Source organism: Bacillus sp. 17RED48 (genome assembly GCF_019837545.1).
In the GTDB taxonomy this organism is placed as follows: domain Bacteria; phylum Bacillota; class Bacilli; order Bacillales; family Bacillaceae_G; genus Bacillus_A; species Bacillus_A wiedmannii.
This window is the reverse complement of the sequence record NZ_JADAXG010000005.1, coordinates 105,465-125,009: the sequence shown is the minus strand read 5'-3', so window position 1 is coordinate 125,009 and position 19,545 is coordinate 105,465. Positions and strand designations below refer to the sequence as shown.

Sequence of the window (19,545 nt, the reverse complement as noted above, 5' to 3'; positions counted from 1 at the left end):
TTTATCAAAAATTAAACAACTTTATTTTTATTCTACAGTAGATACTTCCATATGAGTATACTAGCAAAAGAGACTCTATAATGGAGTCTCTTTTACTATAAGATATTTTTGACTCAAGTTTCATTTATTATATCTTTAAAATATAGTTTCATATCCTTAGCTTCGAATTCATTTATTTCAAGGGGGGAGCGCAATCATCACATTTAACATTTATACTTAGCATGGAATTCTTTTATTTTACATCAATAATATCCATGAATTTAAGATTAATTCTGTTATAAAAAGCATCTGTACATAGTATAGAACAATTCAATGGATCAATATCAGTTACGGTCATATAGTTAGTAAGCAAATAGCCATCTTCGTAATATGTAATCAACACCTCTTCTTCAGATAGTAATGAGCATAATAACATGTTCTCGATAAGTTCTTTTTTTCAGAAGTTAAGATTGGACGTGCTACTTTATTCTTTTCCTTAATAATCTCACGTATACCATCAAATTGTTCTGTCATTGCAGCAAATGGCGTCCATTTCACCATTCCTCTTCCCTTTGGCATATTAGCGTTGTCATGATTTGTGTCCTCCTAACAATGTGTTTCTGTATCTTGCTGTAGCACTATTTGTATAAGAAATTCCTCTTAATATGCTGTTCTTACCAAACTTAGTGCGTATTTCATCCATTACCTTCGTTAATTTCATTTCTTTTTCTCGTTGTATTACATTGTCAAAAAGAGGAAGTTTCAAAATCTATGGATGGTAAAGTGATGGGAAAGGAGTATGAATATACATTATCGGGTTTTGATAAGGAAGGTAAAGAAAAAGAGTTAGAATTTATGGCACAAAAGAAACTTCGTAAAGAAGCATTCCTACGTGTATATCACTCAGAGAAAAAAGGTGTAACAGCTTGGGAGGAAGTGCAGGAAGACGAGCTCCCTAAGAAAGCAAAAGAAATACTAGGTGTGAAATAATCAGTTATTTGTGATGGTGGATTCTCCTACGTAGAGGGTTCGCCGTTTTTTATTATATGTTATGTTTTAGTTTTTTATATAAAGCATATTGAAAAGATAGGGTAAATCTTCTGGAATGATATCTCCAAAATTAATAACTTGTACGATAACCTCTCAATTATCACTAAATCCATTCATATCAACAAGTTGTCCCACATATCACTTTGTACCAATATCTTTTAAAGTACGCTAAAAAATGCCCTTTATCTTATCTTTACCTTATCTTTAAATTTTTATATTAAACTTAAAACCTTAAAGTATTGATGTTTGAGTCTAAAAAAGTGCGGGAGATAGATGTTCATTACATAGTTTGTAAATAACCAATTATCTTTGGAAAATTGAATTTCTTATACGAGGAGTAATATTATGAAGGATATAAGTAAAAACCAAATTATAAAAGTGTTACTTATTTGTATTTTAGGTTTAGGAACAATACTTGGAATGCTATATTTTAATCATAAAACCAATATTCAACAAAATAAAGCGCTAGCCACAGAAAAGCGTGTATTGCAATATGAGTCTACCTTGAAAAAAGAATTAGAAAAATATAATTTAGGAGAAAAAACAGCAGTTTTATTAGGAATTATGTATCAAGAGAGTAGAGGTGAGGGAAACGATCCTATGCAGTCTTCTGAATCAATTGGATTAAAGCCAAATGAAATTCAAGAGACAAGCTTGAGCATTGAACAAGGGGTAAAGCACTTTGCTAAAATGTACAAATATGGAACGGACAAGGATGTCAGCATGGATACAATTATTCAAAGCTATAATATGGGGCCAGGGTATATTGATTTTATTGCTAGTCAAGAAGTTAAACAACACTCGGAGGATTCAGCCAAAAAGTTTTCTAAGATGAAAGTTGATCAAAATCCAGCGATGTATACTTGTGGTGGAAATAAAAATAATTTTAGGTATCCATATTGTTATGGTGATTTCACATATGCCACAAAGGTAAATGAAAAAACAAAACATATTGAAGAACTTCTTCGAAATGTACATAGCTCTTCTAAATAAGTTGCAGAATGAAATATAATGATACCCAGTTATTAATAATAATATCTAAGAAAAAAACTACTTTCTTTCTTAATTCACATAATTTTCAAAAATAAATCCCTTAGATGTTAATATTTGTTATATAATATATTTGTCAAAGCATTACCCCTAAAGTTTCTACAGTCAAGCTGTAAGATAGTTTGTTTGGCCCGTATTTTCACCTTAAAACAAAAAGAACTTGTAGAGATTCCTACAAGTTCTTTTTGTTTTAAGGGTTAAAAGTGGATTTAAAATATAGTTGCAATTTTTTGAGGGGGAAAAGTAAATGTTTATAAAAACAGAAAGATTATTAATACGAAAATTTGAGTTCAAAGATTGGCAAGCAGTTCATGAGTATACATCAGATATCAATGTTATGAAATACATACCTGAAGTTTTTTTTACTGAAGAAGATACAAGAAACTTTGTGAATGAAAACATTGGTGAAAACGCTAAGAACTTTCCTGTGGTATTAATAGATGAAAATATCCTAATTGGTCATATTGTTTTTCATAAATATTTTGGTGAGCATACATATGAGATTGGTTGGGTGTTCAATCCTAAGTATTTCAATAAAGGATATGCTTCTGAAGCAGCACAAGCTACATTGGAATATGGGTTTAAGGAATTGAAGTTACATAGAATTATAGCTACATGTCAGCCACAGAATATACCATCATATCGAGTGATGGAGAAGATTGGAATGAGAAGAGAAGGCTATTTCAGGAAGTGTATACCACATGGGAATGAATGGTGGGACGAATATTATTACGCTATTTTAGAAGAGGAGTAAGGCCTCATAACGCATCATTAAAAGAAAATGTTCCTCCTGAAGTTGTAAAAGCAGTAGCTAGAATATGAATGGAAACAATTTGATGGAAACGGTCAGCCAATCATAGCGTAAGACGATGGAATTGGCATTATGTAAATTACTATTGTTGTTGATATTGTCTTATAAGAAGGAATTCATTTAAGATATTAATTGAAAATATTAATTGGGAGGATGTTAGAAATGGAATTAAATAATGGGGATAGAATTAGTATAGAAAAAAGTACAAGTATTAACATGGAGGAAATGGATTTATTATTGCTTGCTGATCCCTCAACAGAAGTAGTTAATGGGTATCTTAAAAAGGGAGATTGTTTTGTATTAAAAAAAGATGCTGTTACTGTAGGTATTATGATTTTAATTCCTACCCGAACTGAAACAATTGAGATTATAAATATAGCAGTTTCTGAAAAAGAGCAAGGAAAAGGATATGGGAAATATTTGCTTGGATTCGCTATAGACTATGCTAAAAAAGAAGAATATAAAACTATAGAAATAGGCACAGGAAATTCTAGTTTAATGCAATTAGGCCTTTATCAAAAATGTGGTTTTAGAATAACTAGTGTGGATAAGGACTTTTTCTTACGAAATTATAATGAAGAAATATATGAAAATGGTATTCAATGTATGGATATGATTAGGTTAACGCAAAATTTATAAAAATTATTTGTACATAAAAATCGCAACATCCATTAAATGTAGAGGGTTGCGATTTTTTTGATGTAATGCGGCATTATGAGTTGTGGGTAGCATTAGGGAGTATATGTATTTGAGAATTATTACAAAATCAACAAGTATTAATAAATTCATCTGTTATGTCAACAATTTGAATATATTTCAAATTGTTTTTTATAATTCAGATAGATCTTTTTCCATTAATTTTAATGAAAAGTAAAAAACATGAAACTCATCCATTTTAGTTATAATTAAATGTTCATTTAAACAACTAAATAATGGAATTTATTGGATAATTATAATTGAAATTTTTTCTTTATTTATGGATGAAAATCGTACTAAATGTAGATATAACAACTATTATGTTGTTTTAATAATATAATAATATTTATAATTCAAAAAAGAATTTTCTGAATTATAAATATTATTATATATTGAGAAAGTAAAAAATTAGAAAAATATCAATTGAATTCCAAAAAATAACGTGTGAATATTATAGATATAAATAACACCTTGATATTTCAGATGAGTTTTCTACAAATTTAGATGTTTATTAAATTAGGAGGATTGATAGTGCTAAAAATGTAGTTTGTTGCTAATTCAGTATTTTATATGCATCCATGGGATTTTAGAACGCACAGTTATTATTTGCTAGTAAGCATTTTAATATCAAATCTTTTGGGGAAGTGATAAGTAATGGTCACAGTATTAAATAATGAAACTAAAAGTTTATTATTTGAAAAAATTGCAAATAAAAATGCGTGTATTGGATATGTAGGCCTAGGTTATGTTGGACTACCATCGGCTCTTAAATGTTTAGAAGTAGGTTATGCGGTAAGAGGTTTTGATAAAAACTCAGCAAAAATAAGAAAACTAGAACGTGGAATAAGTTATATCAGTGATATTCAAGATACTGAAATCCAAGATGCTTTACATACAAATAGATTTTTTGTTAGTGCAGAAATGAATTATATAAACGAATGTGATGTTGTAGTTATATGTGTTCCTACACCATTAGAAAGAACTAGTAAACAACCAGATTTAACATATATTCATTCAGCAGTTGATGAAATAGTTAAATACATTAAAAAAGGTACATTAATTATCTTAGAAAGTACTACTTATCCAGGTACTACAAGGGAAGAAGTTTTATACAAATTAGAACAGAAAACTAATTTTAAAATTGGAGTAGATATATTTGTAGCATACTCTCCAGAGCGAATTGATCCTGCAAATCAATCGTTTTCAATTCAAGATATTATAAAAATCGTAGGTGGAGTTACATCTAATTGTACCGATTGTGCAGCAGCCTTCTATAGTAATTTAATTAAGGATATTCATAAGGTAAGCAGTCCAGAAGTAGCAGAGACAGCTAAGTTATTAGAAAATACGTATCGTTTTATAAATATCGCTTTTATTAATGAAATGACACAAATTTGTAATGAGTTAAATATAAATATTTGGGAAGTAATTGATGCCTCAGGAACTAAGCCATTTGGATTTCAAAAATTCTATCCTGGTCCTGGCGTAGGAGGACACTGTATTCCGATTGATCCTATTTATTTTAAGTGGATTGCAAATAATAAGGATTTAGCAACAAAAATGATTGATGTGGCAAGAGAAATTAATGAAAACATGCCTAAGTATGTTCTTAATAGAGCACTACAGTTACTACATGATAAAGATGGTAAGAATATTCTTATGGTTGGGGTAGCATATAAAAAGAATGTTAATGATGCTAGGGAATCGCCAGCTTTGGATATTATGAATAATTTAATGATAGAAGACTATAACGTGGATTATTACGATCCGTTTATAGAGGAACTCATTGTGGGCAATAACACATTGAAAAAATCTATAGATTTAAACCTAAGTCAATTAGACAAATACGCTTTAATTATTGTTCATACGGATCATGATTGCATTAATTTTAAATTGCTTAATGAGGTAAATTGCTTAATTTTAGACACAAGAAACATATTTAAAGATGAATCAGTATATAAAAAAAATATTATAAGTTTGTAGGTGATTACATGGTAGAGTTTATTCCTTTTTATCGACCGGAAATCAATGATGAAGATATAGATAGGGTAGTTTCTGCCCTTAAATCTGGATGGCTTTCAAAGGGGCCAAAAGTGATAGAGTTTGAAGAGAATTTAAAAGAATATCTGAATACTGAACATGTAGTAAGTTGTAATTCAGGGACTGCCGCATTACATTTAGCATTATTGTCTCTGGGAGTTGGATTAGAAGATGAGGTAATAGTTCCAAGTTTTACTTTTTGTTCTAGTGTAAACGTTATTATGCATGTAGGTGCAAAACCAGTATTTGTAGACATAGATGAAGAGAATTTATGTCTTGATCTTCAGGATGTTAAAAGAAAAATCACTAAAAAAACGAAAGCAATTATTGCAGTACATTTTGCTGGATACCCGGCTAAATTAAAAGAACTTCAAAAATTATGTAAAGAATACGGACTGTTTTTGATAGAGGATGCAGCGCATGCATTAGGAACAAAATATGATAATACTTTAATTGGTACACATGGAGATGTTACTTGTTTCAGTTTTTATGCCACAAAAAATATAACAACAGGTGAAGGGGGAGCGTTAGTCACTAAAAATGAATCGATTGCTGAAAAAGCTAGATTATATGGTTGGCATGGTATCACGAAAAATGCATGGAATCGTTATGGTGAAGAAGGAAGCTGGCGTTATGATGTTCTATTACCTGGGTTTAAATATAACATGATGGATCTACAAGCTAGTTTGGGTATTAGTCAGTTAAAAAGAGCTGATGAAATGATTGAAAAACGCAAGAGAATAGCTGAAAGGTACCAAGAGGAATTAAAAGAGGTTCAAGAGTATATAACGTTACCTAATTATACTAACGATCCAAGTGTAAAACACGCATGGCATTTATTTGTTATAAAAATTAATTCTAATTCTCCTATTAGTAGAGATCAGGTAATTCAAGAAATGAAAAAGAAAAATATTGGGCTTAGTGTTCACTTTATTCCTGTTCATATGCATCCGTATTATGAAGAGAGATTTAACGTATATTTACCTAAAACGGAAGAAATATTTAATCAAATTATTTCATTACCACTATATAGTGCTCTTACAGACAATGAAGTTGAACATATTATAACGTCTTTAAAAAGTCTATATCAATTAAAAATAGGGAGGTAAATATTTATGAAAATCGGGGTTATTGGTGGCAGCGGATTTATCGGTAAGCATGTTACAAAGGAGTTATTAGCAAGGGGTTATGAAGTAGTGATATTTGATAAATTTAAACCAAGTATTGATGTTCCCTTTAAGGAAATTGATATTTTAGATATTGCAACATTAAGAGAAAATTTTATTAATGTCGATGGGATAATCCATTTAGCTGCCTTAGTGGGTGTTGATAATTGCCGTTTAAATGAAGAAGATGTAGTGATGGTGAACTTTGAAGGTACGAAAAATATTGTACAGGTTTGTAGCGAAAATGGTATAGAAAAATTGTTATTTTCTTCCAGTTCAGAGGTATATGGGGATGGCTTGAGTGTTCCGTTTAAAGAAAATGATATTAAAATTCCAAAATCAGCTTATGGAAAAGCTAAATTAATGTCCGAAGATTATTTGAAAGAATATGCTAGTAATAGTTTGAAAATCAGAGTGGTACGTTATTTTAATGTATACGGTTCACAACAAAATGATAACTTTGTAATTTCTAAGTTTTTAAAACAAGCTCATAGTGGCGAAGATATTACTATTTATGGAGATGGACAGCAAATTAGATGTTTTAGTTATATAAGTGACATTGTTAACGGAACTATACTAGCCTTTGAATATGAAGGAGAGAACTTTGCAGATTTTAATATTGGCAATAACAAACCTATATCTATGGAAGAACTAGCAATAAAAATTAATGAATTAATGGGAAATAAAAGTAAAATTAAATTTCTTAATTTAGGTGAAGAGGGAGTCAGAAATTCTAGTATTGAAATATTTAGAAGAATCCCTTCAATAGAGAAAGCTAAATTATTTTTAAACTATCAACCAATTATTTCATTAGATAAAGGACTAGAGATAATAATAGGGGAGAAGTATGGAAACACAGTATCTATATCCTAAGAATCCAAAGAAAATTAAGTATCCCATATATTCTTCTCTTTGGAGTATATCTGATCATGTGTTTTTTTTGAAAAGTGTATATAGACCTAATAATTCTAACCTAAAAAAAAGCCTTCAAGCTTTTTATCCGGATGCAGAAATTATATTAACTAATAGTGGTACATCTGCATTAGTTGTTGGTTTAAAGTACCTAAAAGTAGTAAAGGGAGATGAAGTGATTCTATCAAACTTTAATTGTCCGAATGTGATAGAAGCAATATTAACAGTGGGAGCAAAACCTGTATTAATTGATTTAAACACGAATCATTCAATTTCTCTTAATAAAATAAAAAAACATTTGAATGCTAATACAAAGGCAATTATTCTTACACACTTGTATGGATGTCATGACGATTTAGAAATTATTGACTGGGCTAGAGAAAATAATATTTATATCATCGATGATGCTGCACAAGCAATGTTTTCTTATCAAAATGGAAAGCCAGTTGGTAGTTTAGGCGACATTGGTATTTTAAGTTTTGGGGGAACTAAACCAATCCCGAGTATAGGGGGAGGGGCGTTACTTCTTAATCGTACAATAAGTGAATTGTGTGACATGGATGAAGAAAAGAAAGAAGAAGTAATTTTAGATTATAAGAATCATTTAAAAACACAATTGGCTATAAGAATAAAAAAGAGTAGAGTACTGAGTTTATTTACTAATTATTGGAGGGAATTAGAGATTCTGCCCTTCTATAATAATAGTAAATTAGATTCTTTACCGGAGAAAGCGGACGTTATAAATCCAAAAAGAATGTCTATAGTACGTTCATTGTTAATTGATAAACACCTACAGAAAACAAAGAGGATTTTAGACATAAATATATGTAATGCTAGTCTGTGTTATACAATGCTGCAGGAAATTGAAGAAAAGTATGGCGTTAAGATTATATTTTCAGCTCAGAATGTTTATTTGAACTATTTTACCATTATATTCAAAGAACCATCTGATAGATATGAGTGTTCTGTACATTTAGCGGAAAAAGGTATACAAACTTGTTGGAATTATTTACCCCTGAGTGAGATCCCTATTTTTTCAAAGTACGCAACTGAGTCAGAAAATATAGATTATTTATGGCCAAGGGTATTATCAATACCTTTTAAACATCCTTTAGAGAACAAGGACCTTAAGTATATATGTAGTCAAATTCTAAAATATTTAGAGAATAAGAATTAAAAGGTGATTATATGGAAATCGAAATATGTACTGACGCCCAATATTGGGATGCCTGTATGGAAGAATACAATGGTTCTGTATTTCATAGTTACGAATGGGGTAAATTAATGGAATTATTACCTGGTGTTCAATTTTTCCCAGTACTAATAGAAACACGAGATACAGTAGTTTTATCTCCTATGTATGTGCAGGATGGTAGGCTATTGGGAAGTTTAATTGGTTATGGAGGCCCAATAATAATTGGCCAAGATAAATTAGATTTTTCAGTTTATGAATCCATAATAAATAAGAAGTTTGAAAATAAAATTCAAAAGCTTTTATTACCTATAACGATAAATCCTTTTCAAAGTTATAGTAAGGAAAAATGGGATTATAAAGAAACTTATATGTTAGATCTACCAAATAGCTTTGAGGATTTATGGACATCGTGTTCCGGGAAAGCTAGGACAAGTGTTAGGTATGCACGTAAACAGAATGTTGAAATTCGTCCTATAACTGTAGCGGAATTAGATGAGTTTTACCAATTATATCAAGAACATAATAACAGTATAGGAGCGAGTTATTCATTTAGTAGAGAGTTTTTTTATCATTTAGTTCTTAATTTACAAGAAAAAATCCTTTTCTTAGGGGCATTCTTAGAAGAAGAACTAATTAGTTCCAGCATTTTTATAATGGATAAACAGGTTTTATATTATTGGATTAATATTAATAATACCAAAGGGAAAAATTCACAATCTTCATATTTACTACTAAATGATGCGTTTGAATTAGCAATTCATAATAAATTAAAGTATGCGGATTTAGGATATTCACATAATAAAGGGATTGCTAGACCTAAGATATACTGGGGAGCAGCTTTGAAAAAATGTTTTTGTTTAAAAGAAAGGACTTAAGCTATGATTATTAGTGGCCACCAACCAAGTTATTTACCTTGGTATGGTTTTTTTGAAAAAATTCATAAATCAGATGTGTTTGTATTTCATGATATAGCACAATTTGAAAAAAAAGGTTTTTTAAATAGGAACCGTATTAAAACTTCACAAGGGGCATCATGGTTAACGGTTCCAATACAAATGAAGAATTATAAAGAAATTCCATTTAATAAGTTAAAGATAGACAATACTCAAGATTGGGAACGGAAGCATTGGAAAGCGATAAGAATTAATTATTCTAATGCACCTTACTTTAATGTATATAAGGATTATTTAGAAAGTTTTTATTCAGAAGATTGGCTTAATTTAAATGATATGAACATGAATTTTATTCATTTTATTATCCGTGAATTAAACATTGATACGGAGCTATATTATGTATCAGAGTTAGAAGGGATTACAGGTAAGAAAAGTGATTTTGTATTAGAGTTGTGTCAGAAATTTAATGCCAGTACTTATTATTCTGGAAGTTTAGGGCAAGATTATTTAAACGAAAACGACTTTGAGAATGAGAATATAGAAATTATCTACCAAAGAATAAGAGATTATTCGTACAAGCAATTATTTGGGGAATTTATACCACATTTATCTATTTTAGATATTTTACTAAATTGTGGGCCAAAGGAAACAGAAAAATTAATTAAAGGAGTCTAAAATTCTATGAATGTACTTGTATTTGCCGCTCATCCGGATGATGAAATAATTGGTGTTGGTGGAACAATAGCGAAACACGTGAAACAAGGTGATGATGTACATGTTGTAATACTTGCAGAGGGAAAATCTTCTAGAGCTAAAGAATATAAAGAGCTAGATTTAGAGATTAAGAACTTATCTTATAAAGAAACAGAGGGGGCATGTACTACACTTGGTGTAAAAAGTTTTGCAAGACTAGATTTCCCTGATAATCGTCTTGATACATTACCTTTACTTGATGTAGTCAAAGAGATTGAACATCACATTAAAAAAATAAATCCTACAATTATTTATACTCAATATGGTGGAGATATAAATATTGATCATACTGTTGTTTACAGAGCAGTAATGACAGCGACACGCCCTCTGCCAGATACTAATATCAAATGGGTATTTGCATATGAAACCTTATCTTCTACAGAGTGGAATTATAATGAAAAAGATAAGTTCCTTCCTAATTATTTTGTGAATATTGAAGATCATTTGGAGGAGAAATTAAGTGCGATGAGACATTATGAATCTGAGTTAAGGGAATTTCCTCATCCACGATCTATAGAAGCAATGAGACATAACGCATTGGTATGGGGTGCCAAATCTGGATACCAAGCGGCTGAGGCATTTATGTTAGTAAGGGGGACATGGTAGGTGAAGAGAATATGTTAATACCACAGGTCCCGTTCTTTGGTTTAGATAGTAAACAGATTGACTTAAAATGGGTTGAAAAAGGCTATGGATTAGAAGCAAATATTTTTGATGGGAAATCTTTATTTGATAACTCATATATAAAAAGGTTTTCAGAAGTCCTTTCTTTTGTTCAAACTCTTAATCCATCCCTGTTAACGTTGCATTTTCCTACTGATAATACAGACTACCTCAATGATGAATTTATTAAAAAACAACTATATGAATTTATTAATCTTGCTATAAAGTATAATGCATCTGGTATAACGGTGCATGCTAATCAATTCATGAATGTCGCGGAATTTCAGAGCTATAATCTTCTTGATAATAGAAAAAGGATTATAGAGTTCTTTAACATGCTAGATGAAGAAATAAAAGGAACTGATATATGGATTGGCGTTGAAAACCTACCCATTATTGGAAACTTGGGCGATGATTTTGATCCTATATTTATATATCCCGAAGATTTTACTGATTTGGTTAATTTGGAGTTATCTAACGTTGGAATAACATGGGATATATGTCATTGGTCTATAACCTATCTTACACGTTTAGGTATTTCTAAATTATTAAGGCAAAAGGAAATTGAATATAAGGATTTTCATAAGTATTTAAGCTTAATGGATCATATTAAACATTTTCATTTTAGTTCTTTTAAGCATTTAACAATTCCTTATAGTGAGGTACGTTGCTTTGAGGGAGAGAATCCGGTTAATGGATCTATTGATGAAAATTTATTACATGAAACTTTATTAAAAGTGAAGAACAATACTTTGGATCAAAAGATAGGAATTGTATTTGAGGTTCAGGAAACTGATTATACGAATAGAAAGAGGTCATGGGAAACTCTTAATTGGTTTCAAAAGAATATTGCTGGTATGCAAACAAAAATGAATTTTTTGGAGATATAAAAAACAATATCGGTTTATTTATTTTTACATGTAATTTGAGTTAGAGATTATTTTAATGAACCTTTTCTTCTAAGTGAGTGTGTTAGGAGGGAAGGTTTTACTATTAAACTTTTTTAATTATAGGGAGGACAAATGAAGAAACTAATTCTGACAAAGAAGTTTATTGTAACTTTTGGGGTTGTATTGCTTTTCCTCTTTAGTAATTTATCTGGAAAAGCAATACCAGTATATGCTATGACTAAGAATGATCAGCATTCTCTCATGTCAGATAAGGTTCGTGCTAGTCGAGCTATTGAACATATACGTTTTCTGTCTGAGAAAATTGGTCCACGTCCAAGTGGGACTAAGGAAGAACATAAAGCAGCTACATACATTGGAGATACATTGAAAAAATTAGGGTATGAAGTTGAGTATCAGGCATTTCCTGTACCAGATCAATATATTGGGAGTATCTCTTTTAGTATGTATGGAGAAAAAGAATGGCAAGTTGGAGCAGCGTCTAATGCATCTATACCTAAAGATCCTGTCGTGGGACAGGTAGTTTCTATTGGAAAAGAGAATGATATTAAAAATTCACCTGAGCCAATTCATGGGAAAATAGTATTATTAGAACAAGCTGATACGTATGAGAAATATAATGAGCAAGTTGAGTATGCAGCAGAAAAGGGAGCAAAAGCTGTATTGTTATATAGTACGATTGGGGATAGAGGCAACTATGGAGAAGCCTTTAACCCAGTTCTAAAAAAGAAACAATCAATACCTGTATTTGGGCTTGCTTATAATCAGGGAATTAGAATGAAAGATAAGATAGTGCATAATAAAAATATAGTTAGTTTAAAGGCAAAACACGAAATGAATTTGAGTTCATTAAATGTTATTGCGAAAAAAAAGCCCAAATACAAGACAGACAATGAGGATGTAGCAATAATGAGTGCTCATTATGATAGTGTTATCGGAGCACCTGGAGCAAATGACAATGCTTCCGGCGTAGGACTTTTATTAGAGTTAGCATACAATTTTAAAGATATAGAGACTAATAAAGAAATTCAGTTCATAGCCTTTGGAGCAGAAGAAAATGAATCTTTAGGTGCTTACTATTATGTTAATCAGTTATCTACAACAGATAAGAAACATATTCTAGGGGTTTTTAATGCAGATATGATAGCGACTAGTTACCAACAGGCTAAGGATTTATATGCAATGACACTAGATGGTTCTCAAAATGAAGTAACAAATACTGCGGTAGCTACTAGTAAAGCATTAGGGAAATCGGTTGTATTAACTGGAAAGTTTGATTCTAGTGATCATGTACCATTTAACGAAGCTGGAATTTCCTCGGCACTATTTATTTGGATGGATGTAGAAAGTTGGAATCCCTTAATTTATCATGTTGAAAAGGTATTCCATACCCCCCAAGACACCGTTTTAAAAAATATTTCTCCTCAGCGTATGCAGGAGGCGCTAGAAATTATAGGGACAAGTTTGTATTACTTTATCAAAAGATAGGTTTTTTCGGAGGTTTCAGCATAGCCGACTAAATTTAGATTTTAATAATAATATAGTAAAACTTTTGTTGGGATAAAAATATACTTTGAGCATAGGCGAGGTAACTATATGAGGAGTACATGGAAAGAATTAAAGGGGATGGATCTTAATGTCTGGATCCGCTTTATCGGAGAAGCCTTAAATGGTATTGCAATGATGATGTTAATGCCATTTTTTGCATTATATTTGAAGGATAAAGTGGATTCTCTACTTGAGGTAGGTATAATTATAGCTTTATCCCCAATTGCGGCAAGTTTTGGTTCATTAATTGGAGGGCATATAGCGGATACTTATGGACGGAAACCAACTATGGTACTCTCTATGGCCAGTAATGGGCTACTAATGCTTGTTTTTTTGGTTATTGATAGTTTTATAGGGTATGCCATTTTATCTATTGGTTTAGGGCTATGTAATTCTTTCTTTGAACCAGCGGCATCTGCAATGGTTACCGATGTAACAGAACCTGAAAAAAGAACTGAGGCATATGGATTACTTAGAATGGCTCATAATATAGGAGCAGCGATAGGTCCTATAATTGGTGCAGCAGTTGTGATTGTATCAAAAGATGTCATATTTTTGATTACTTCTGGAACCATGCTGTTTTATACAATATTAATGTTATTGTTTCTAAAGGAAACAAAACCTAAAAATATAATGATACATGAGGAAACACATAAACAGTCAATAAGATTTACGTTAAGAGTTGTTATAAGAGATAGAATATTTCTATTCTATATAGTGACAGGAATCATTATATTTATGGGATTCTCACAATCGGAAGGTATGTTACCACTTCATTTTAGTAATGAGGATACAATGATTTTTGGAAATAGTAATCCATTTCCATATTTAATGACTTTAAATGGCTTATTGGTTGTATGTTTTCAATTTCCTATCTCAAAGTGGTTAACTCACAAATCAATTGGTAAATCAATGCTATATGGTGCCATTCTTTTTGGTGTTGGTCTTTTAGCTATAGGGTGGTTACCAAAGTGGTTTCATGTAATAGACGCAAATGATTTAGGGGTCCTAAGCTCATTATTAATAGCTTATGCAGTTTATACAGTAGGGGAAATGATTATGTCACCTGTCCAAATGACATTTGTTGCTAATATAGCTCCAGAACATTTGAGGGGGACTTATATGGGAGCGGCTAATTTGCAATGGATTACAGGTAATGTATTTGGACCTCTTCTAGGTGGTTTATTACTGGATCAGCTTTTAGGGCATATGTTATTTACAATCTTAGGTGTGGGTTGTATTATTTCTGGATTTGTTTATCTACTATTAGATAGACTTATTGAGAATAGAAGTAAGGAAATACCTATAAAACAAACATCTTAATTTTAATATTGTTAATGAGTTGAAAATTAAATTTTATGTTTTAAGAATTAAGTAAAGTGCATGTTTATTAATAGTAAACGTGCACTTTATTTATTAGTATTTAAAATTAATTCATATATAGTAATCTTTTAGGTTACAACCTAAGTATATAAAAGTAATTTACTGCTTCTTTTAATCAATTACAACTAAACTTCTTGACCTATCAATATGATTAAGTAACATACGATACTCTTCTTCGTACATAGTTACACGTTGTAGAAGGGACTGATTTTCTGCCTCTAAATTTTTTATTTGGTTTTGTAAGTTTGTAAATTCATTTGTTTTTTTATAATTTTTTAGAAAGAGAATAATATCATCTAATGTCATAGATAAAGAATTTGTTTCTTTTTTTTGTTGAGAGAGAGAAATAGTGTTTCCCACTTTTCGATTTTGTTTTGCTTGTTGTATTTCCTCTTGGTATTGTTTTCTCACGTATGAATTCCAACGAAATCCACAAGCTGCAGGTGTCCTATTTAGTAGTTTTGCTACTTCTTTGAATGCAGCTAACTGTGTTCCACCGTTACGAATATTCTGGAGTACTGTTGATGCGAGAAGTAAATCGTTATCGTTAGTCCAGGAATCTTGCCTTGAGATTACCACGTTTTGACCTCCTTTACATGCTTTATATTACATATATGCAATTACTTAAAATGATAGAAGTTTAACTTATCTTAAAATAATTAGGAGTATGTATTATTTAAAATGCGAAATTGCATAAAAAATTAGATTGACTATTCGTTATCGTTGTAACTATAATGATTACATCTATGCAGCTAAATTAATAGGGTTAATGATATGAAGTAGCTGTATTAATGATGTTCAAGCAAATATTAAAAAATGGACGGAGTTGGAAATATAAGAAGCTTATATAAAAAAAGAATTAAGGCCATATAAAGCATTTTATAATCATATATAAATTAAAAGAGGTGCACATTTTGAAAATTTTTAAGGGAATTATAGTTTCTTCAATTGCGTTAACAGCATTTAATGGGGTAGGTGGTATACTTCCAAGTGAAAAATCAGAAGTTGCCTACGCAGCTACTTACAATTATTCAAATAAGCAATTAAATTCTACTGTACATAAGCAAGTTACTAAACAATTAATTTTGAAATTTAAAAATGAAGCAAATTTACCATATCAGGATGGGATAGAAAATTTCATTAAAGAAGAAAAACAAGACCCTGAATTAATTAAAATTTTAGCCGAATACCCAAATATAACTATAAATCGACTTTTTAGTTCTTTAAACCCTACAGAAATTAAAAATTTAGGTGAAGAAATAAAAGACTCTGATCATATTTCTTCTAATTTGCTAAACTATTATATTGTAGAAACCCAAGTTGATGTTGATGTACAAGCATTACTTGTAAAATTTGAAAAATCATCTCTTGTTGAAACGGCATATCTACAGGAAGAAGAAGCACCACCAGAAGAGCGTTTACCGAATTTATCTGTTAATCCATATGATGAGCCTAGACTTACAAGGCAAGGTTACCTTGAACCAGCACCATTAGGAATCAATGCACCTTATGCCTGGAGTATAAAAGGTGGAGATGGAAAAGGAACCACTTTTGTAGATATGGAGTATGGCTGGTTATTTACTCATGAAGATTTAGTGAATCAGAAAATCGAATTGATATCAGGACAGAATAAGAGTGAACATCATGATCATGGTACCTCAGTCTTAGGGATTGTTTCGGCAGAAGATAATAACATAGGCGGAATTGGGATTGCACCAAAAGCTAAGGTGAAAGTTGTATCCCAGATTAGAGATAACGGTAGATATAATACAGCGGATGCTATATTAAGTGCAGTTAACAATATGCAAGCTGGAGATATCCTTTTATTAGAAGCCCAAGCAACATACGATGGATATGGAGATAAGAACTATCTTCCTGTAGAAGTAAAACCAGATATATTTGATGCAATTCGTATAGGAGCAAATAAGGGGATTATTATCATTGAAGCAGGTGCAAACGGCGGAAATGATTTGGATCAATTTAGAGACCGTAATGGTAAACAAGTTTTAAATCGTAATAGTCCTGATTTTAAAGATTCAGGGGCAATTATGGTTGGGGCAGCTTCTGCAAGGGTCCCTCATAAACGTTCATATTTCTCTAATTACGGTAGTAGACTAGATGTTTATGGATGGGGAAATGCAGTAGACACAACAGATGCAAAACCAAGTGAATTTATGACAAATCTATATACATCTAGCTTTAGCGGAACGTCTAGTGCATCACCTATTATTGCGGGTGCTGCTGCATCAATTCAAGGAATTGCAAAAAATAATCAGGGGAAAGTATATACACCAAGCCAGCTAAGGGATATTTTAAGTGATTCTAGTACTGGAACGAAATCTAATGATCCAACTTCCGATAAAATTGGTGTGTTACCTGACTTAAAAGCCATTTTATCTAAACTTGGTTTTTCACCAAACTTAAATAACGATTCTTTCATTGTATTTCCTGAGGAACAAGAAATAAATAATGGAAATAAGGGAAATGAAGGATCTACTATTACGTTCCCAAAAGAGGATTCAGCTAATAGTGAAGGGAACGCTAGCTTCATTTTCCCAGAATAATTGTAGAGATATCTTTTATTTAGTATGAAAGAATTTTATATAAATAGTTGTTTATAATACTAGTCAGATAGGCTCTTATGTGTAATCGCATAAGAGCCTATCTGTTGTACTTTTAATCATATGAGGAGGAAAGTACTTCTGGATATATTTTTAGTGTAGTGAAGTGTCTTATATCTACATTTATATAATATTCAGTGTAGACTCATAATAAATTTAGAAATGAACTATTTTTCAATTATATGCATAACGGCAATTGGTGGTAATAGTAAAGTCCAACCAACTGCATAAACGTTTAATTTTTCAACTAATTTGTAGTTTTCACTATTTGAAATAGGTAATCCATTGTTATAGAAATTGCAGTATAGAGTGATGGAAATGAATGTGTTTAAATAATTAGATAGAAGGAGGGGCTTATGTTAAGGATTACTTAAAGATAAGCCCTTTCTTTTTTATTATTTCATGACATTCAACCCAAAATTCTAAACGATGTGGAAGTAGGAGGAGTTCAAGATAATTTATATTTAATTTTTGACAACTTTAATAAATTAATTTTTACTATCGTATGAATTAGGATAAATTATTATAAGTTATGGTTATTACTTAACATTTTGTTTTACTTGATCTTTTAATTCATTAAGTGTCTTACCGCTAATATTGTCAGTAATAGTTTCATGTATTTCATTTTTCAATACAATTGTTTTACCTGCAATTTCTGCCTTGGAAGACATCTTACTTTCATTAATAGTTTCTATGTTTGTTTGTAGGTCAGCTTTGTTATTTTCATCAAAAGTAATTGCAAATGGTTCAATTGCTCCGTAGTAGTTTCCAAATAATTGATCTTTCTTTAAAAACATCATATATTTTTTATTAACTTTAGGTTCGATATATAAAGGATCCTTATTTTGAACTTCTTTAGTAGTTACCTTAGTAGCTTGTTTTGTAACTGTGCCGTCTGGTGCAACAACTGCATTAGAATCTTCAAGGTTAACAGTTTCTGCAAAACGATGATTGATTTTTATTTGTTTATTTTCATTAACACCTTTAATTGTTTCGGAAATATTGAAATTATATAGATGTCCTTCAACATAATTTTCTGTATCCTCTTCCGATGGATTATTTGGATTACGTGCCATATTCCACTTAGAGTCAAGACCTCCATATTCACCAATTACAACTAGATCGGCTTCATTAATCATTTGATTTAAATCACTTGTAGCAGGGAAATCTTTACTGAGAATGACAGTTTCAGCATTCTTATCTTCGCCAGCAACATTGGAGAAATGACTATGATATGCTGAATAACCTCCAAAACCAATCACTGCAGCTAAAGGAATTGCAATTACTAAAGTTTTTGCTTTTTTACTTAACATTAAGAAATCATCTCCTTTTTCTGTTAATAGATTGCATTTATACCATTCTTATCGTCAGTTTGAGGAACATGCATAGTAGTACGATTACGATTACTGTTCATAATTGAAGTACCACTGTTGTGACCTATTCCTATTGCATGACCAAACTCATGTACTCCTGTACTTTTAGCAACATTAGATTTTGTAATATTTGTATTCCCTGCATTAATATCACCAGCGAATTTCGTTACTTTTTTAGTGGATGTATTATAAGTTGTGTTCATTCTTCCATAATAAGTAGAGGAACTTTCAAACCAAGAGTTTAATTTGTTCACAGAAGAAGAAGAGACTGTAAAGTTAATACGAGAAGCAGTGTACCAGGCTGAATCTGCAGCTTGCCAACCGGATTTAATGATACTGGAGCCATCGTCTAATCTGTCTCCCCACTTATATGTAGCTGATTTTGAAGGTAGCTTCCATCCTTCTTTTACATAAGCTTCTGAAACTCCAACGCTGGAAAAGACAAACACACTACCTAATAAAAATGCAGTAATCCCTTTTCTAAAATTCATATTATCCCTCCAA

At 31.0% G+C, this 19,545-nt stretch carries 18 protein-coding genes and 4 pseudogenes; 15 read left to right on the top strand and 7 right to left on the bottom strand.

From position 1 onward, the window contains the following. Positions 1-232: 232 nt before the first annotated feature. Together ILT06_RS20690 and ILT06_RS20685 are read right to left on the bottom strand one after the other, a co-directional pair. Positions 233-558: pseudogene (locus tag ILT06_RS20690) on the bottom strand (YolD-like family protein). A gap of 10 nt (positions 559-568) precedes the next feature. Continuing rightward, positions 569-742, bottom strand: a pseudogene (locus ILT06_RS20685) (Y-family DNA polymerase); the annotation flags it as partial. Between ILT06_RS20685 and ILT06_RS20680 the strand changes: the two are divergent. Next, positions 694-969 carry a YxeA family protein gene (locus tag ILT06_RS20680; protein ID WP_308010602.1) on the top strand — a complete coding sequence of 92 codons (276 nt, stop codon included), beginning with the start codon at positions 694-696 and terminating at the stop codon, positions 967-969. The pseudogene ILT06_RS20685 and the gene ILT06_RS20680 overlap by 49 nt on opposite strands. 78 nt (positions 970-1,047) lie before the next feature. Here ILT06_RS20680 and ILT06_RS32615 read toward each other — a convergent pair. After that, positions 1,048-1,167: pseudogene (locus tag ILT06_RS32615) on the bottom strand (vancomycin resistance histidine kinase VanS); the annotation flags it as partial. Positions 1,168-1,374: 207 nt separating this feature from the next. Here ILT06_RS32615 and ILT06_RS20675 point away from each other — a divergent pair. The 13 genes from ILT06_RS20675 to ILT06_RS20615 all read left to right on the top strand — a co-directional run bounded on the left by ILT06_RS20675 (position 1,375) and on the right by ILT06_RS20615 (position 14,987). Further along, positions 1,375-2,022, top strand: a complete 648-nt coding sequence (locus ILT06_RS20675) for a lysozyme family protein (protein ID WP_222655463.1) — start codon at positions 1,375-1,377, stop codon at positions 2,020-2,022. A gap of 304 nt (positions 2,023-2,326) precedes the next feature. Further along, the gene (locus tag ILT06_RS20670; RefSeq protein ID WP_222655462.1) at positions 2,327-2,833 is read left to right on the top strand and encodes a GNAT family N-acetyltransferase; all 507 of its coding nucleotides are present in this window, start codon (positions 2,327-2,329) and stop codon (positions 2,831-2,833) included. A 219-nt stretch (positions 2,834-3,052) separates the two neighbouring features. After that, positions 3,053-3,529: a GNAT family N-acetyltransferase gene (locus ILT06_RS20665; RefSeq protein ID WP_222655461.1), complete on the top strand. Its 477-nt coding sequence runs from the start codon at positions 3,053-3,055 to the stop codon at positions 3,527-3,529. Positions 3,530-4,240: 711 nt separating this feature from the next. Beyond that, positions 4,241-5,569 (top strand): nucleotide sugar dehydrogenase, encoded by a 1,329-nt coding sequence (locus ILT06_RS20660; RefSeq protein WP_222655460.1) that lies wholly within the window; start codon positions 4,241-4,243, stop codon positions 5,567-5,569. A gap of 8 nt (positions 5,570-5,577) precedes the next feature. Continuing rightward, positions 5,578-6,735: a DegT/DnrJ/EryC1/StrS family aminotransferase gene (locus ILT06_RS20655; RefSeq protein ID WP_222655459.1), complete on the top strand. Its 1,158-nt coding sequence runs from the start codon at positions 5,578-5,580 to the stop codon at positions 6,733-6,735. 6 nt (positions 6,736-6,741) lie between these two features. Further along, positions 6,742-7,665 carry an NAD-dependent epimerase/dehydratase family protein gene (locus ILT06_RS20650; protein WP_222655458.1) on the top strand — a complete coding sequence of 308 codons (924 nt, stop codon included), beginning with the start codon at positions 6,742-6,744 and terminating at the stop codon, positions 7,663-7,665. Further along, positions 7,640-8,881 (top strand): aminotransferase class V-fold PLP-dependent enzyme, encoded by a 1,242-nt coding sequence (locus ILT06_RS20645; RefSeq protein WP_222655457.1) that lies wholly within the window; start codon positions 7,640-7,642, stop codon positions 8,879-8,881. Before ILT06_RS20650 ends, ILT06_RS20645 begins: the two co-directional genes overlap by 26 nt. Before the next feature lie 11 nt (positions 8,882-8,892). After that, positions 8,893-9,774, top strand: a complete 882-nt coding sequence (locus tag ILT06_RS20640) for a GNAT family N-acetyltransferase (RefSeq protein WP_222655456.1) — start codon at positions 8,893-8,895, stop codon at positions 9,772-9,774. 3 nt (positions 9,775-9,777) lie between these two features. Next, positions 9,778-10,467 (top strand): WbqC family protein, encoded by a 690-nt coding sequence (locus tag ILT06_RS20635; protein WP_098103207.1) that lies wholly within the window; start codon positions 9,778-9,780, stop codon positions 10,465-10,467. A 6-nt stretch (positions 10,468-10,473) separates the two neighbouring features. Further along, a complete protein-coding gene (locus ILT06_RS20630) occupies positions 10,474-11,151 on the top strand; it encodes a PIG-L deacetylase family protein (protein WP_098103208.1) in 678 nt (225 codons plus the stop codon). A gap of 11 nt (positions 11,152-11,162) precedes the next feature. Then, a complete protein-coding gene (locus tag ILT06_RS20625; RefSeq protein WP_222655542.1) occupies positions 11,163-12,098 on the top strand; it encodes a sugar phosphate isomerase/epimerase in 936 nt (311 codons plus the stop codon). A gap of 132 nt (positions 12,099-12,230) precedes the next feature. Then, positions 12,231-13,604 (top strand): M28 family peptidase, encoded by a 1,374-nt coding sequence (locus ILT06_RS20620; protein WP_222655455.1) that lies wholly within the window; start codon positions 12,231-12,233, stop codon positions 13,602-13,604. A gap of 108 nt (positions 13,605-13,712) precedes the next feature. Beyond that, positions 13,713-14,987, top strand: a complete 1,275-nt coding sequence (locus ILT06_RS20615) for an MDR family MFS transporter (protein ID WP_222655454.1) — start codon at positions 13,713-13,715, stop codon at positions 14,985-14,987. Between the two features lie 171 nt (positions 14,988-15,158). On the opposite strand, the gene ILT06_RS20610 is transcribed toward ILT06_RS20615, so the two are convergent. Beyond that, complete coding sequence (locus ILT06_RS20610) at positions 15,159-15,626, bottom strand: RsfA family transcriptional regulator (protein ID WP_222655453.1); 468 nt, start codon at positions 15,624-15,626, stop codon at positions 15,159-15,161. Between the two features lie 335 nt (positions 15,627-15,961). Between ILT06_RS20610 and ILT06_RS20605 the strand changes: the two genes are divergently transcribed. Next, positions 15,962-17,611 carry a S8 family peptidase gene (locus tag ILT06_RS20605; protein ID WP_222655452.1) on the top strand — a complete coding sequence of 550 codons (1,650 nt, stop codon included), beginning with the start codon at positions 15,962-15,964 and terminating at the stop codon, positions 17,609-17,611. A 224-nt stretch (positions 17,612-17,835) separates the two neighbouring features. Here the strand turns inward: ILT06_RS20605 and ILT06_RS32610 are convergent. From ILT06_RS32610 to ILT06_RS20595, 3 genes and pseudogenes are all read right to left on the bottom strand, one after another. Next, a pseudogene (locus ILT06_RS32610) lies at positions 17,836-17,949 on the bottom strand (DUF3221 domain-containing protein); the annotation flags it as partial. Positions 17,950-18,207: 258 nt separating this feature from the next. Continuing rightward, positions 18,208-18,981 carry a cardiolipin synthase gene (locus ILT06_RS20600; RefSeq protein ID WP_222655451.1) on the bottom strand — a complete coding sequence of 258 codons (774 nt, stop codon included), beginning with the start codon at positions 18,979-18,981 and terminating at the stop codon, positions 18,208-18,210. Between the two features lie 23 nt (positions 18,982-19,004). Beyond that, positions 19,005-19,532, bottom strand: coding sequence for a matrixin family metalloprotease (locus ILT06_RS20595; RefSeq protein WP_222655450.1), 528 nt, complete (start codon positions 19,530-19,532; stop codon positions 19,005-19,007). Between the last annotated feature and the right edge of the window lie 13 nt (positions 19,533-19,545).

Bases quoted from the DNA above. Each gene is read 5' to 3' on its own strand.
- ILT06_RS20665 (WP_222655461.1), top strand. From the start codon at position 3,053: ATGGAATTAAATAATGGGGATAGAATTAGTATAGAAAAAAGTACAAGT.
- ILT06_RS20660 (WP_222655460.1), top strand. From the start codon at position 4,241: ATGGTCACAGTATTAAATAATGAAACTAAAAGTTTATTATTTGAAAAA.
- ILT06_RS20620 (WP_222655455.1), top strand. From the start codon at position 12,231: ATGAAGAAACTAATTCTGACAAAGAAGTTTATTGTAACTTTTGGGGTT.
- ILT06_RS20625 (WP_222655542.1), top strand. From the start codon at position 11,163: ATGTTAATACCACAGGTCCCGTTCTTTGGTTTAGATAGTAAACAGATT.
- ILT06_RS20645 (WP_222655457.1), top strand. From the start codon at position 7,640: ATGGAAACACAGTATCTATATCCTAAGAATCCAAAGAAAATTAAGTAT.
- ILT06_RS20615 (WP_222655454.1), top strand. From the start codon at position 13,713: ATGAGGAGTACATGGAAAGAATTAAAGGGGATGGATCTTAATGTCTGG.
- ILT06_RS20670 (WP_222655462.1), top strand. From the start codon at position 2,327: ATGTTTATAAAAACAGAAAGATTATTAATACGAAAATTTGAGTTCAAA.
- ILT06_RS20655 (WP_222655459.1), top strand. From the start codon at position 5,578: ATGGTAGAGTTTATTCCTTTTTATCGACCGGAAATCAATGATGAAGAT.
- ILT06_RS20600 (WP_222655451.1), bottom strand. From the start codon at position 18,981: ATGTTAAGTAAAAAAGCAAAAACTTTAGTAATTGCAATTCCTTTAGCT.
- ILT06_RS20630 (WP_098103208.1), top strand. From the start codon at position 10,474: ATGAATGTACTTGTATTTGCCGCTCATCCGGATGATGAAATAATTGGT.
- ILT06_RS20640 (WP_222655456.1), top strand. From the start codon at position 8,893: ATGGAAATCGAAATATGTACTGACGCCCAATATTGGGATGCCTGTATG.
- ILT06_RS20635 (WP_098103207.1), top strand. From the start codon at position 9,778: ATGATTATTAGTGGCCACCAACCAAGTTATTTACCTTGGTATGGTTTT.
- ILT06_RS20650 (WP_222655458.1), top strand. From the start codon at position 6,742: ATGAAAATCGGGGTTATTGGTGGCAGCGGATTTATCGGTAAGCATGTT.
- ILT06_RS20675 (WP_222655463.1), top strand. From the start codon at position 1,375: ATGAAGGATATAAGTAAAAACCAAATTATAAAAGTGTTACTTATTTGT.
- ILT06_RS20595 (WP_222655450.1), bottom strand. From the start codon at position 19,532: ATGAATTTTAGAAAAGGGATTACTGCATTTTTATTAGGTAGTGTGTTT.